The organism is Rhizobium sp. 862_C5_N1_2, from assembly GCF_051811205.1.
GTDB classification, from domain to species: Bacteria; Pseudomonadota; Alphaproteobacteria; order Rhizobiales; family Rhizobiaceae; genus Rhizobium; species Rhizobium leguminosarum.
Window position 1 is genome coordinate 3,195,140 of the sequence record NZ_JBPWPT010000001.1, and the last position, 13,342, is coordinate 3,208,481.

General features: G+C 60.9%; 13 protein-coding genes. 3 read left to right on the forward strand and 10 right to left on the reverse strand.

The window, feature by feature from the left end; genetic code table 11:
* Positions 1-8: 8 nt before the first annotated feature.
* A complete protein-coding gene (locus ACD590_RS16095) occupies positions 9-692 on the reverse strand; it encodes a tetratricopeptide repeat protein (protein ID WP_028732950.1) in 684 nt (227 codons plus the stop codon).
* Between the two features lie 207 nt (positions 693-899).
* Positions 900-1,484, reverse strand: a complete 585-nt coding sequence (locus ACD590_RS16100; protein ID WP_439020874.1) for an NnrU family protein — start codon at positions 1,482-1,484, stop codon at positions 900-902.
* 136 nt (positions 1,485-1,620) lie between these two features.
* Between ACD590_RS16100 and ACD590_RS16105 the strand changes: the two genes are divergently transcribed.
* The gene (locus ACD590_RS16105; RefSeq protein ID WP_028732951.1) at positions 1,621-2,607 is read left to right on the forward strand and encodes a polysaccharide deacetylase; all 987 of its coding nucleotides are present in this window, start codon (positions 1,621-1,623) and stop codon (positions 2,605-2,607) included.
* A gap of 210 nt (positions 2,608-2,817) precedes the next feature.
* On the opposite strand, the gene sbmA is transcribed toward ACD590_RS16105, so the two are convergent.
* Together sbmA and ACD590_RS16115 are read right to left on the reverse strand one after the other, a co-directional pair.
* Entirely contained in the window at positions 2,818-4,083 is a 1,266-nt protein-coding gene (gene sbmA, locus ACD590_RS16110) for a peptide antibiotic transporter SbmA (RefSeq protein ID WP_027683515.1), read from the reverse strand.
* Positions 4,084-4,207: 124 nt separating this feature from the next.
* Complete coding sequence (locus ACD590_RS16115; RefSeq protein ID WP_176707458.1) at positions 4,208-5,392, reverse strand: YbfB/YjiJ family MFS transporter; 1,185 nt, start codon at positions 5,390-5,392, stop codon at positions 4,208-4,210.
* A 166-nt stretch (positions 5,393-5,558) separates the two neighbouring features.
* Here ACD590_RS16115 and ACD590_RS16120 point away from each other — a divergent pair, with 166 nt between their 5' ends.
* Positions 5,559-6,134: a PadR family transcriptional regulator gene (locus ACD590_RS16120; RefSeq protein WP_018243122.1), complete on the forward strand. Its 576-nt coding sequence runs from the start codon at positions 5,559-5,561 to the stop codon at positions 6,132-6,134.
* A gap of 72 nt (positions 6,135-6,206) precedes the next feature.
* On the opposite strand, the gene map is transcribed toward ACD590_RS16120, so the two are convergent.
* The 6 genes from map to glpK form a co-directional block, all read right to left on the reverse strand.
* Complete coding sequence (gene map / locus ACD590_RS16125) at positions 6,207-6,965, reverse strand: type I methionyl aminopeptidase (protein WP_018243123.1); 759 nt, start codon at positions 6,963-6,965, stop codon at positions 6,207-6,209.
* Positions 6,966-7,224: 259 nt separating this feature from the next.
* Positions 7,225-8,286 carry an LLM class flavin-dependent oxidoreductase gene (locus ACD590_RS16130; RefSeq protein WP_439003044.1) on the reverse strand — a complete coding sequence of 354 codons (1,062 nt, stop codon included), beginning with the start codon at positions 8,284-8,286 and terminating at the stop codon, positions 7,225-7,227.
* 254 nt (positions 8,287-8,540) lie between these two features.
* Positions 8,541-9,008 (reverse strand): SRPBCC family protein, encoded by a 468-nt coding sequence (locus tag ACD590_RS16135; protein ID WP_018243126.1) that lies wholly within the window; start codon positions 9,006-9,008, stop codon positions 8,541-8,543.
* Positions 9,009-9,108: 100 nt separating this feature from the next.
* Positions 9,109-10,368, reverse strand: coding sequence for an RNA polymerase sigma factor (locus tag ACD590_RS16140; protein WP_210067816.1), 1,260 nt, complete (start codon positions 10,366-10,368; stop codon positions 9,109-9,111).
* Complete coding sequence (locus ACD590_RS16145; RefSeq protein WP_011653034.1) at positions 10,365-10,739, reverse strand: YciI family protein; 375 nt, start codon at positions 10,737-10,739, stop codon at positions 10,365-10,367. The genes ACD590_RS16140 and ACD590_RS16145 overlap by 4 nt, the downstream gene beginning before the upstream one ends.
* Before the next feature lie 172 nt (positions 10,740-10,911).
* The gene (glpK, locus tag ACD590_RS16150; protein WP_018446746.1) at positions 10,912-12,405 is read right to left on the reverse strand and encodes a glycerol kinase GlpK; all 1,494 of its coding nucleotides are present in this window, start codon (positions 12,403-12,405) and stop codon (positions 10,912-10,914) included.
* 158 nt (positions 12,406-12,563) lie between these two features.
* On the opposite strand from glpK, the gene ACD590_RS16155 reads away from it, so the two are divergent.
* Entirely contained in the window at positions 12,564-13,340 is a 777-nt protein-coding gene (locus tag ACD590_RS16155) for a 3-hydroxybutyrate dehydrogenase (RefSeq protein WP_439003045.1), read from the forward strand.
* Positions 13,341-13,342 lie beyond the last annotated feature (2 nt).

Consider the following 13,342-nt stretch of genomic DNA (forward strand, 5'->3'; position numbering starts at 1 on the left):
TAACGCGATCAGCCCTGAGCGGCGGGCGCCTTGCCGGATGCGGTAATCAGATCAAGCATCATATGGGCGCGATTGGCAACATTGCGTGGGCTGTCGGTATCATCGACGATCGACTGGAACCACTGCCGCGCCTGCGCCATGTTGCCGGCTTTGTAAGCGGCAAGGCCGAGTGCCTCGCGCGCCGAATGACGGAAGGCGTTCCCGGGAACAGCCATTTCCTCGATCGCGGCCGAAACCTGTTCGTAAGCGCCGTTCTCGATGAGCAGCCAGCCGGCACGCATCTTGGCGGCATCGCGCACGGCGGCCGGAACGGCATTGTCCTTGCCGATCTCGTTGAAGGCGGCGATTGCCGCGGCGGTATCACCCTTCTGCACCTGGACGGTCGCGGCCCGCATCCGCGCCAGCACCGGATAGGCGCCATGGCCTTCCTTCTCGAGCTTGTCGAGCGCGGCCAGCGCCTCGTCGTTCTTGTTCTCGTCGGCAAGCTTCATCGCCGCCAGAAACTGGTCGCCGGTGCCGGAGGAACGGTTGTCGTCCCAATACTCGTAGAGAACCTTGCCGGCTGTGCCGACGACGATCAGAATGGCGACGACGATGATATAGCGGCCGAACCGGCGCCAGACACCCTTCATCTGGTCGGATCGCAATTCCTCATTGACTTCACGGATGAAGCTGTCGTCGTTGAATGCCATTCTCGTCTCCGGCCGCGGAAATACCCATACACAATGCAAAACGCATATTATCGGGGCCTTCTACCCCATTTTGCAGCCGTTGTAAGGGGGATGTGAAAGATTAGAGCGCCGCGCGTCCAACAGGACGCGCTAAGGACGCTCTAACACTTTGAATCCGCGCATAATCCTTTCCGAAAATCGGAATCGATTTTCGGGGTTATGCGCCGGTCACATGACGAGCGGCGAAACCCCGATCAACCATTCGTGCAGCTTCCAGATGATCAGCGCCCAGACGACGATGCCGATGACGACGGCATAGAGGTCGTATTTGGCCGAGACGAACGGCCGGAGCGTGATCTCGCCCGCCCGCTGCCGCCGTTTCAAGGAAATGCGCCGGATGACGCCCCAGGCGAGAAAGGCGGCAAACAGCAGGACCGACGACGTCTCGCCATTGGCGAGCAGGTGCGCCAGCGCCCAGATCTTCACCGACAGCACCATCGGATGTTTGGTCTTGGTCGCGATATGCCCCGCCGGCAGCAGCGAGGCGACGAGACAGATCATCGCGATCAGCATCAGCGTGATTGTTATATGCGCCATCCAGACTGGCGGATTGTAAAGCATGCCGGTCACATCACGCGCCTGCCCGAAGCCGTAGATCAAAAGTATCAGCGTGGCGATGCTGGCGATCGAATAGGCTACCCGCCAGCCTTTCTCGCCGAGGCTTGCGATCATCGAACGGCGAAAGTCCGGCGACACCACCCGCACCAGATGCACCCCGAGGAAAAGTATGATGCCGACGATAAGCAATGTCATTGCGGATCCCTTCCGTACCGTTTGTCACATCTGACCAGGAAAGGCTCTAACGGCTGGCGTGAAGAAATGCCAGCGCGACCGCAGCTTCGCCGCAATTCTGTCGGAGGGAAACCGCGAACAAATTGTCGCGGTGTCCATGTCCCGTCTTCTCCTCTCCACCTGTCTGGCTGCCTCGTTCCTGCTCCCGGCAATCGCCGAGGCGGCCGACCGGCCGAAACAGCTCGTCATCATTTCCTTCGACGGCGCCCACGACAACGCGCTCTGGCTGAAGAGCCGCGAGATGGCGGCGAAAAACGGCGCCCACTTCACCTATTTTCTCTCCTGCACCTTCCTGATGAATGAGGCGGCGAAGAAGGCCTATCAGGCGCCGCACCAGAAACGCGGAAAATCGAATGTCGGCTTCGCCCAGAGCGACGACGAGATCCGCGAGCGCCTCGGCAATATCTGGCACGCCCACCTCGAAGGACACGACATATCGAGCCATGCCTGTGGCCATTTCGACGGCCGCCTCTGGAGCGAGGCCGACTGGTCGGCCGAATACGCAACCTTTCATGCGACGTTGAAAAACGCTTGGAAGAGCGTCGGCCTGCAGGAGCCGGCCGGCTGGCAGGATCTGGTCGATCACGGCATCAAGGGCTTTCGCGCCCCCTATCTCTCGGCAACCGCGGGCGCTGACATGATCGCCGCCGAAAAGAGGGCGGGCTTCACTTATGATGCGAGCCTGGTCACCAAAGGGCCTGCCATGCCTGTCGAGGAAGACGGCATCATCCGCTTCGGCCTGCCGCTGATCCCCGAAGGCCCGAACGAGAAGCCGATCATCGGCATGGACTACAATCTCTTCGTCCGCCATTCCAAGGGTGAGGAGGATACGGCCGATTCCGCGGAATTCGAGGATCGCGCCTATGCCGCCTTCAAGGAAGCTTTCGACAAACAGTATGCCGGCGCCCGCGTCCCGCTACAGCTCGGCTTCCACTTCGTCGAAATGAACGGCGGCGCCTATTGGCGGGCGCTCGACCGCCTGGTCAGCGACGTCTGCCACCGCGCCGACGTCGCCTGCGTCAGCTATTCGGAGGCGATCCCGATGATCGAGGCCCGCGGCAGATTGCAGACGTCAGGTCTTTGATGGCGGCTATGGCGCGGTCGAGCCTGCAGGGTGTCTCTAAGTTCCCTTGAACGAGAAGATGTGCCGGGCCGCCCCCTCATCTGCCTACCGGCATCTTCTCCCCGCGGTGGAGAAGAGATTCGTAGCGACGCTGCGATTGCCCCTCCTACCCAGCGAGGAGGAGGCGCCCCAAACGCCAATCTTCCGATGCTCGCAAAGATTCCCTGCCCATCAGCCGTCGGCGTGCACGACCCCCGTCTCACGCTCCAGGTAGCGCTGGTCGATTTCAGGCAGCGGTTCGTCGTCGATCGCAGCCTCGAAGGCCTTGAGGCGTTTGTGGATCGAGAGCAGTTCAATGATCGTTGTCCAGGAGTTGACGAGATACTGAAACGAGTTGCTGACCTGTCCGAAGGCGGTCGAGATCTGCTGGAAGATACCGTAAGTGATGGTGCCAGCCACGATCGTCGGCACCAGCATGAAGACCACGAAGAGCGCGTCGGCCTGGATGTAGAAATAACGGGCGACATTGAAATACATGTAGTGGAAATACATGCGATAATAGTTCCGGCGAACGTTGCCGAAGAGCTCCCTGACGGTCAGCGGCTCAGCCCGTTCCGCATGGTCTTCACCATAGACGAGCTCCTTGCGATACGCCGCTTCGACGCGCTGGTTGCGGAAATTCAGCCCCGGCAGCTTGACGCCGGCGACCGCCAACAGAAGCGTGCCGAAAGCCGACCAGAACAGCGCCAGCCAAAAGAGCGAATTCGCCACTGGCCCGATGAACGGCAGCTCGGTCACGTAATGCGACAGGGCCAGAAGGATCGGAAGGAATACCACGAGCGTCATCACCGAGTTAATGAGGCTGATGCCAAGACCTTCGAGCGTGCTCGAAAAGCGCATCGTATCTTCCTGAACGCGCTGGGAGGCGCCTTCGATGTGACGAAGCTTTTCCCACTTCGACATGTAGAAATTGTTCATCGCCGTTCGCCAGCGGAAGATGTAATGGCTGGTGAAAAAGTCGGTCATGATCGATACGAACATGCTGAGGAATGCGATCTGGCAGAAGACCCACATCAGGCTGTAGAAATTATCGACGGAAATGCCTGGCTGCTTCGACAATGCGTTCTGCAGAAGGTCACCAAACGGCCGGCGCCAGTTATTGATCACAACGCTAATCTGGACGCCAAAGTAGGTCACGAAGATGATCAGTGCCGAACCCCAGATCGACCAAATCTTCCAGGGGTGGTTCAGCGCCTTCAGATGCCATGCACCGCAGAAGACCACCGCCGACAGAAAGAAATAGCCGTAGAACCAGACATTTTCGGGCAGCAGGAAGAACGAAAGGTCGATCGGCTGCTGCTCTTCGGCAACCGGCGCATAACCGAGCGATACACCGAGGCTGGCGGCGAAGAGATACCAGCCGGCAATGGAAATCAGGGTCCAAACGACGAGCGAACTAAAGAACGCCTTTGGCTGCGGAAAAAAGGAATGAAACACGGGAGGCTTTGCTTTCCTGAACTGTGAGTCTCGGGAGTGTCGTCGAACACTGATTGTGCCGGAAACTAAGGCAGTTCGAAGGAAGCAGCAATGGGTTCGGCCGATTGTTACGGAGAGTAACCGGTTAAGAGATTTTCTTGATCACGGGCATCACCAGCGCCGCGCAGGCGACGAGCGCGATCGCGGCGATCACCGTCGGGACGGTAAAACTGCCGCTGCGCTGGGCGATCCAGCCGGCAACAACAGGTCCGACGATCTGGCCGAGGCCGAAGGCGGCCGTCATCATCGCCAGGATCCGCCGCGGACTGTCAGGCGAAAGCTTGCGGCCGATCTGCAGCCCATAAGCAGTGATTGCCAGGAACGTCGCCCCGAACAGCGCCCCGCCGATCAGCGGTGCGACGGAAGGCGGCAGCGCTACGGTCGCAAGCACACCGGCGGCCTCGATCAGAAGCGCTGCGACATAGACCCCGCCAAGCCCGAGCGGCTTGACCAGCGGCTTCCAGGCAAACAGCGCCACCGCCGCCGTCAGGCCGGCGATGAACCAGCAGAGGAATTCGACGAAGGGTCCGGTTGCAGAAAGGCGCGCGATGGTAACGAGGAAGGTCGCAGTGATGACGTAACCGAAGCCGAACAGGCCGTAGGACAGCGTCAGAAGCACCATTGGCCGGTTCCAGGTGAGCGCCGGCTCCTTGCCCACCTGCGCCGATTGCGCCGGCGCCGACGGCAATAGCAGGAAGACGACGACAAGGCTTGCTGCGCAATAGAGCGCCCCGCCGATCCAATCGGCCCGCCAGCCGCCCGGTTCATCGTGAAAGCCGAGGCCGATCAGCAGCACCATGACCGAAGACAGCGCGATACCCGCACCCGGCCCGCCGAAATGCGCTGCTTGCACATGATCGTTGCCAGCGGCAGCCCCGTGGCTGAGCACGATCGACGAGGTGAAGACCATCGCAAAGGCGCTGGCGACGCCGGCCAAGAAACGAATGATGGCAAAGACGGCGACGGAATCGGTGGCGGCCATGGCGGCAAGCAGGATCGCGGTTGCCAGCAGCGACAACAGCGCCACCGGCCGCTCCCGCCCCGCCGCCCAGCCATAGGCTGCAAGCACGGCGCCGACGAGATAGCCGACGAAATTGGCCGACGCGATGAAGCCTGCATCCGCTGCCGAAAGCGGAACGCCGCTGATCATCCCGGGCAGGATCGGCGTGTAGGAGAAACGCCCGAAGCCCATGGCGGCGGCCATGGCAACGGCGCCGGCAGCGGCAGTGGAAACAAGGTTCGGTGGGGAGTGACGGATGCGCTCGAGCATGCCGCGTTTATCACGCCGCAGTACCGGCATCACAATCAAGTAATTCTGATCGATCGATCAATTTCCCGAAACATCAAAAATTCTCAGTCGCACTTGAAAGCTATTATCGTACGATATATGTTTTACGACATAGCTAGAGATACATCCCACGATGAAAGGAAAAGCCATGAGAGGTTTTAAAGGCGGCATGTTCGGCGGAGATTTCCGCATGGGCCGCAAATTCGCGGCCGGCGATCTACAGCTGGTCATCCTGGCGCTGCTCGCTGAGCAGCCGCGCCACGGCTACGAATTGATAAAGATATTGGAAGAGCGCTCGGGCGGCTTCTATGTGCCGAGTCCGGGCGTCATCTATCCCGCCCTCACTTATCTCGAGGAAACCAGTCTTGCCGAGGTGGAGGCTGAGGGCGCCAAGAAGCTCTATCGCATCACCGAGGCGGGCCGCCGCCGCGTCGAGGAAAACCGTGCCATGATCCTGCATACCTTCGCCAAGTTGGAACGCATCGGCGAGAAGATGGCCCACGTGAAGCGTGTCTTCGAAACCGATCGTCACGGCGCCGACGACAGTGATGACGGCGACTTCATGCAGGACGGCGGCGATATCCGTGCAGCCCGTATGCTGCTGCGCTCGGCGATGCGCATGCGCTATCCCTGGTCGAAACCCGAAGCCGCCCGCATCGCCGGCATCCTCGAACGCGCCGCCACCGAAATCCTGCAAGGCGGCAGGCCGGAAACGCGGAGCTGAGACGAAGACTGTACGGCGGGATTTGAGACAGAGTCAGCTCCTGCCGCCTCTCTTCATTGTTCAGTACCGGTCTTACGCCCGCTCATCCGGCAAGGTCAGAACCACCGGCCCGTTGCGCGTTGCAACCACCGTATGCTCATATTGCACGGTCGGCGCCTTCGGATCGGCATAGAGCGTCCAGGCATCGTCGCCGCCTTCGGCCCATGTTGCGCCGAGGGAGAGAAAAGGTTCGACCGTGAAGACGAGACCTTCCGTCATCATCCGTTTTTCCGAAGGGTCCGGCCAGGTCGAGAGCTCGGCGGGCTCCTCGTGCAGCGAGCGGCCGACGCCGTGGCTCGCCAGATTGGCGACCAGCGTATAGCGGTTCTTCTGCGCAAAGGCGCCGACGGCGGTGCCGATCTTTGCCAGTGGCTCGCCCGATTTGACCTGGTTGAGCCCGACCCAGAGTGCCCGTTTGCCGTCGCGGCAGAGCCGCTCGATCTTTGGCTTGATCGGCGGCACCGCGAAGGAAGCGCCAGTATCGGCAAAGAAGCCATCCTTTTCCGCCGAGACGTCGATATTGATGAGATCGCCGGCGCGGATGACGCGCGGGCCGGGAATCCCGTGGGCGATTTCCTCGTTGATACTGATGCAGGTGGCACCGGGAAACTGGTAGCAGAACTCTGGCGCCGAGCGCGCGCCCGAATCCTCGAGCACCTTGCGGCCGATCTGGTCGAGCTCCAGCGTCGTCATGCCGGGCTCCATCGCCGCTGCCATCACTTGGATGGCGTTGGCGCAGATCCGGCCGATCTCCTTGAGCTTTACCAGTTCGTCGTCGTTTGCGATAACCATTCGTCTGTTCCGGCCTTGCGCAAGACGGCCGCGGCCGCCTCAGAGCATGATGCCGAAACGTGTGAGCGGTTTTCGGACAACATGATGCTCTAACTATCTAATTTAGAACCGGATTCAAATTTTAGGCCGAACCGGTCTAAAATCATCCTGTTCTAGACCGCCGCGCGTTCGACAGGACGCGCGAAGGACGCTCATCACGTTGAAGTGGCGCACAATCCATTTTCGAAAATCGATTGCGATGTTCGACGTTATGCGCTCGTCAGGCCGTGGCTTTCGCCTCTTCGCCCCTTTCAGTCAATGCCTTTCTGACGATCGGCGCGACTTTCGTGCCGTAAAGCTCGATGCCGCGCATGATCTCGGCATGCGGCATCAGGCCGATCGCCATCTGCAGCAGGAAGCGGTCGTTCTTGAAGAGTGCATGATGGGCGATGATCTTTTCGGCGACCGCCTCGGGATCACCGACGAAGAGCGCGCCGTTCGGCCCGCGCGACATGTCGAAATGTGCCCGGTTCGTCGGTCCCCAACCGCGCTCACGGCCGATGCGGTTCATCACCTCGGCTTGAGGCCCGTAGAACTGATTGGCCGCCGCCTCCGTTGTATCGGCGATGAAGCCATGGACGTTGATGCTGGTCTTCAGCTTCGCTGGATCCTGCTCTGCCCGGCGCGCCGCCTCGCGGTAGAGATCGAAGAGCGGCGCAAAACGACGCGGCTCGCCGCCGATGATCGCCAGCGCCACCGGCAGGCCCAGCGCGCCGGCGCGCGCCACCGACTGCGGCGTGCCGCCGACGGCAACCCAGAGCGGTAGCGGATCCTGCAGCGGTCGCGGATAGACGCCGCGCCCGTTGATCGGCGCGCGAAGCTCACCCTTCCATTCCACAACCTCGTTGTCGCGCAGCGCCAGCAGCAGATCGAGCTTCTCCTCGAAAAGCTGGTCGTAGTCTTCGAGATTGTAGCCGAATAGCGGGAAGGACTCGATGAAGGAGCCGCGCCCTGCCATGATCTCGGCCCGGCCGTTGGAAAGCAGATCGAGCGTCGAGAACTGCTGGAAGACGCGCACGGGATCGTCGGAGGAGAGCACGGTGACGGCACTGGTCAGCCGGATACTTCTGGTCTTGACGGCGGCCGCGGCCAAGACGACTGCGGGAGCGGATGCGGCATAGTCCGGCCGATGATGTTCGCCGAGCCCGAAGACGTCGAGCGCCACTTGGTCGGCAAGTTCGATCTCCTCGATCAGGTTCTTCAGCCGCTCCGCCCCTTCGACGCCTCTGCTGCCGGCAGGGTTGGGATTGACGTCGGCGAATGTGTAAAGCCCCAGTTCCATCATCGGCATCCTGTTGAATTCTCGGCTGAGATAAGGATGCCGGGGATAGAGCGCAAATACAAATTTTGAAACGGAATGTTCGAGAATTTCGATGGGCGGCGTGATGTCTTCGGCGATCTGGAAGACCGATCGGCGACCAATTCGAATCTGAATTCAACGACTTCGAAGCACCGGCGGAATCATCTTTCGAACCGTCTTAGACGATGCTTCAACTGCCAGGACGACGCGGTCTCGCCGCGCCGCCTCGCCCCCGCTTACATCTTCGCCAGCAACTCCGCCAGTTGGTCCGCTGCCTTGCCCCATCCTTCGTGGAAGCCCATCTTCTCGTGCGCTTCCTTGTCCTCGGCGCGCCAGTGCAGCGCCTTGGCCGTATATTTCGTCCGGCCGTTGCCGAGATCTTCGAGCAGGATGACGCCCGTGAAGAAAGGTTTCTCGGACGGCACCCAGGCGCTTGTATAGGCATCGGTGAAGACGATCTTCTCGTTCTCGATGATCTCGAGATAGACGCCGCGGTTTGGGTACTGATTGCCCTCGGGGTCATGCATGACGACCACACTGGAACCGCCGGGGCGGACGTCGAGCGTCGCTTCCGCCACCCCCCAGGGACGCGGCACGAACCACTGCTTCAGCAGATCAGGATTAGTCCATGCCTTGTAGATCTTCTCGCGTGGCGCGTCGAATTCGCGAACGAGGACGAGTTCATGTTGCGTGCTGGCGGTCATGTCGACATCTCTCCATTTGAATGAAACCTGTCTCCTGTCAGGTCGTTACAAGGACGTGTCGAAGTTCGGCATTCCGACAGCCCGCAGGCCCTTTCGCATTTTATTTTGCGATCGGCTGCGTGGTCTCTTCCTGCATCTTGTCGATCTGCCGGCGGATATGGGCTGCCTCAGCCGCCGAATGGGCCAGTGCAATGGCGCGGTCGAAGGCTTCTCGCGCCTGGCTGGTCAAGCCAAGCTGCTTCAGCAGCCCGCCCCGTAAGCCGTGATAGTAGAAATAGCCGCCAAGTTTTTCGCCAAGCGGATCGATGAGGTCGAGCGCATCCTGCGCACCTTGGAGCTTGGAGACGACGACGGCCCGGTTGAGCGTTATCACAGGCGACGGCTGGAGACGCTCCAGCGCGCGATAAAGCAGGTCGATCTCTACCCAGTCGGTATCCCCAGCGCGTTTTGCGCGGGAATGAACAGCAGCGATGGCCGCCTGAATCTGATAAGGGGCAGGCTGACGATGGCGCAGCGCCTTGTCGAGCAGCGCTAAGGCCTCATTGATGAAGGGCTGGTTCCACAGCGACCGGTCCTGATCTTCGAGCAGCACGATCTCGTCCCCGGCGTTGAAGCGTGCCGGCCGGCGCGAGATCTGCAGAAGCATGAGCGCAAGCAGCCCCATCAACTCCGGTTCGGATGGGAAGATATGCAGCATCAATCGCGCCAGCCGGATCGCTTCGTCGCTGAAGGCAGCCGCCTCATGCCTGGGATCGGCCTGGCTGTAGCCCTCGTTGAAGATCAGATAGATCATCGTGCTGACGATCGAGAGCCGTTCGGCCCTCTCCTGCGGGCTCGGCGTTTCGAAAGGCACGCCGGCCTTGGCGACGCGCGCCTTGGCCCGGGTGATGCGCTGTTCCATGGCGCTGTCGGAAACCAGGAAGGCACGCGCGATCTGCGGCACCGAAAGACCGGAGACGATGCGCAGCGCCAGCGCGATCTGCTGGGTCGCCGGTAGATCGGGATGGCAGCAGATGAACAACAGCCGCAGAATATCGTCGCGATAATTGGAATCGTCCAGCCGCTCGACGATGTCGCTTTCGGCATCCTCGGTATCGGAGATGACGTCCTCATCCGGCAGAGCCTGGATCTTCGCCCGCTTGCGCACCGCATCGATGCCGCTGTTTCGACCGACGAAGATGAGCCAGGCTGTGGGATCGCGTGGTGGCCCTTTCTCCGGCCATGTTCGGATCGCCCTCAGACACGCTTCCTGAAAGGCCTCTTCCGCGGTATCGAGATTGCGGAAATAGCGCAGCAGCGCGCCGAGCGCCTTCGGGCGGGCCGATGCAAGCGCGAGGTCGATCCAGGCAATGTCTGTCATGATGAAGCATCTCCGGGCCTGAAGACGTAGAAAGGCCGAATTTCGTAAGAGGTGGAACCTGGATTGACGGATGAAAGCTGCTTCGAGAAGGCGATCGCCTCGTCGAGCGTTTCAAAGTCGACGACGTAGAAGCCGAGAAGCGCCTCTTTCGTTTCCGCAAAAGGTCCGTCAATGACCAAGGGCTCGTCCTTGCCCTTGCGCACGGTGGTCGCAGCCGTCGTCGGCATCAGCCGGCCGACGGGGCCGAGTTTGCCGGATGCGGCAAGCGGCTCCTGCACGGCGTAGAGTTTCTCCATGACGGCAGCTTCTTCCTCCTTGGACCAGGCGAAGACAGTTTCCTCATGGGCGTAACAAAGGATTGCATAAAGCATCGCTCACTCCTCTTTTTGAATGACGAAGGAGTAACCGCTTACCCGACAGGCCGCATCAAAAAATTATTGACCGGAAATTCGTAATCTTCCGGAGCACGGACGGCGTCATAGCTGAAGAAATGGCTGGCATCTCCCGGGACGAGCGGCGCTACATGAGGGCGCTGATCGCGCCTCAGCCCTCGCTCAGCGTCCGCTTGACCGCATTCTTCCAACCCTTGAGCTTCGCCGCCCGCACCTTCTCGTCCATGTCTGGCTCGAACCGCCGATCCCGTTTCCAGGTCGCCGAAAAACCGTCCCTGTCCGGCCACACCCCTGCCCGGCTGCCGGCGAGCCAGGCAGCCCCCAGCGCCGTCGTCTCCAGGATCATCGGGCGATCGACCGGCGCATCGAGCAGATCGGCAAGGCGCTGCATCGTCCAGTCGGAGGCGACCATGCCGCCGTCGACGCGCAACACTGTGTCCTCAGTGCCGTTCTTCCAGTCCTTCTGCATGGCGTCGAGCAGATCGCGGGTCTGATAGCAGACGGCCTCCAGCGCCGCTCGGGAGAGTTCCGCCGGGCCGCTGTTGCGCGTCAGCCCGAAGATCGCGCCCCGCGCCTTGGCATCCCAATGCGGCGCGCCGAGACCGGTGAAGGCGGGCACCAGATAGACCTCCTGCGTCGGATCGGCCCTTTCGGCAAGCGCGTTGGTCTCCGCCGCGCTGCCGATGATGCCGAGCCCGTCCCGCAGCCATTGCACGGCGGCGCCGGCGATGAAGATCGAACCCTCCAGCGCATAGGTCGTCTCGCCGTTCAGGCGATAGGCGATGGTGGTCAGCAGCCGATTTTTGGAACGCACCATGTCGGCGCCGGTGTTGAGCAGCGCGAAACAGCCAGTGCCATAGGTCGATTTCATCATGCCCGGCGCAAAACACGCCTGGCCGATGGTGGCCGCCTGCTGGTCGCCGGCAACGCCGAGGATGGGGATAGCAGCACCGAAGATATCAGGATCGACGGTGCCGAAATCCGCGGCGCAATCCTTGACCTCCGGCAGCATCGCGGCGGGGACCCTCAGAATATCGAGCAGATCCTCGTCCCACGCGTTTTCGGCAATATTGTACATCAGCGTGCGCGAGGCATTGGTGGCATCGGTGACGAAGCTCTTGCCACCCGTCAGCCGCCAGATCAGGAAAGTGTCGATCGTGCCGAAGCAGAGATCGCCCCTGGCAGCGCGCGCCCGCGCGCCCTTCACGTTTGCAAGCATCCAGGAAAGTTTGGTGCCGGAAAAATAGGGATCGAGGATCAAGCCGGTCTTCTTCGTGAACAGCCGCTCGAGATCCTGCCTTTTCAGATTGTCGCAATAGCTTGCCGTGCGCCGGTCCTGCCAGACGATGGCATTCTGGATCGGCCGACCCGTCTCGCGTTCCCAGACGACCACCGTCTCGCGCTGGTTGGTGATGCCGAGTGCTGCAAGATCCCTAGCCTCGATCCCGGCATCGCGCAGCGCCATGTGGACGGTGGAGACGACCGAATCCCAGATTTCCTCGGGATCGTGCTCGACCCAGCCGGAGCGCGGGTAGATCTGGGTAAATTCCTTCTGGCCCTTGCCGGCGACATGCATGTCGCCATCGAAGACGATCGCCCGCGTCGACGTCGTTCCCTGATCGATCGCCAGAACATATCCGCTCATGAAAACCCTCCCTCAGCATGTCAATTGTCGAAGCAAATCAATAGGACACGGATGGGGGCGAGAAAAGCGAATAAAGCGGAATTGCCAGCCCGCCGGCTTTGGGCATAACCTCGCAGCTAAGCGCTGCACCGCAGCATCGCCATTTCAGGGAGAACAGCATGAGCAGAACAGTCGTCGTCACCGGTTCCACCAGCGGCATCGGTCTTGCGATCGCCACTGCCTTCGCAGAAACGGGCGACAACATCGTCATCAACGGTTTTGGAAAGGCTGATGAAATCAAGGCGATCGTCGAACGGCTTGAATCATTATCCAAAGGCCGGGCGCTCTATCATCCGGCCGACATGACCAAGCCCGCCTCGATCGCCGACCTGATCGAAACGGCGGCCAAGACCTTCGGCGGCGTCGATGTCCTGGTCAACAATGCCGGCATCCAGCATGTCGAGAAGGTCGAGGATTTCCCGATCGAGAAATGGGATCAGATCATCGCGATCAATCTGTCGAGTTCCTTTCATACCATGCGCGCCGCGATCCCGCTGATGAAAGCGAAGAAGTACGGCCGGATCATCAACATCGCCTCGGCCCACGGGCTCGTCGCCTCCCCTTTCAAATCCGCCTATGTCGCGGCAAAACATGGTATATTAGGCCTGACGAAGACGGCAGCGCTGGAGCTCGCCGAATTCGGCGTGACCGTGAACGCCATCTGCCCCGGCTACGTGCTGACGCCGCTCGTAGAGAAGCAGATACCGGATACCGCCAAGGCCCGCGGCATGACCGAGGAACAGGTGAAGAGCGAGGTCATCCTCAAGGCGCAGCCGACGCATGAATTCGTCAAGGCCGAGGAAATCGGCGCATTGTCGCTCTATCTCGCTAGCGATGCCGCCCGGCAGGTGACGGGAACGCACATCTCGATTGACGGTGGCTGGACGGCGGCTTAACC

Bases quoted from the DNA above. Each gene is read 5' to 3' on its own strand.
- ACD590_RS16135 (WP_018243126.1), bottom strand. From the start codon at position 9,008: ATGACCGCCAGCACGCAACATGAACTCGTCCTCGTTCGCGAATTCGAC.
- ACD590_RS16140 (WP_210067816.1), bottom strand. From the start codon at position 10,368: ATGACAGACATTGCCTGGATCGACCTCGCGCTTGCATCGGCCCGCCCG.
- ACD590_RS16130 (WP_439003044.1), bottom strand. From the start codon at position 8,286: ATGGAACTGGGGCTTTACACATTCGCCGACGTCAATCCCAACCCTGCC.
- map (WP_018243123.1), bottom strand. From the start codon at position 6,965: ATGGTTATCGCAAACGACGACGAACTGGTAAAGCTCAAGGAGATCGGC.
- ACD590_RS16100 (WP_439020874.1), bottom strand. From the start codon at position 1,484: ATGACATTGCTTATCGTCGGCATCATACTTTTCCTCGGGGTGCATCTG.
- ACD590_RS16145 (WP_011653034.1), bottom strand. From the start codon at position 10,739: ATGCTTTATGCAATCCTTTGTTACGCCCATGAGGAAACTGTCTTCGCC.
- ACD590_RS16155 (WP_439003045.1), top strand. From the start codon at position 12,564: ATGAGCAGAACAGTCGTCGTCACCGGTTCCACCAGCGGCATCGGTCTT.
- ACD590_RS16120 (WP_018243122.1), top strand. From the start codon at position 5,559: ATGAGAGGTTTTAAAGGCGGCATGTTCGGCGGAGATTTCCGCATGGGC.
- glpK (WP_018446746.1), bottom strand. From the start codon at position 12,405: ATGAGCGGATATGTTCTGGCGATCGATCAGGGAACGACGTCGACGCGG.
- ACD590_RS16095 (WP_028732950.1), bottom strand. From the start codon at position 692: ATGGCATTCAACGACGACAGCTTCATCCGTGAAGTCAATGAGGAATTG.
- ACD590_RS16105 (WP_028732951.1), top strand. From the start codon at position 1,621: ATGTCCCGTCTTCTCCTCTCCACCTGTCTGGCTGCCTCGTTCCTGCTC.
- ACD590_RS16115 (WP_176707458.1), bottom strand. From the start codon at position 5,392: ATGCTCGAGCGCATCCGTCACTCCCCACCGAACCTTGTTTCCACTGCC.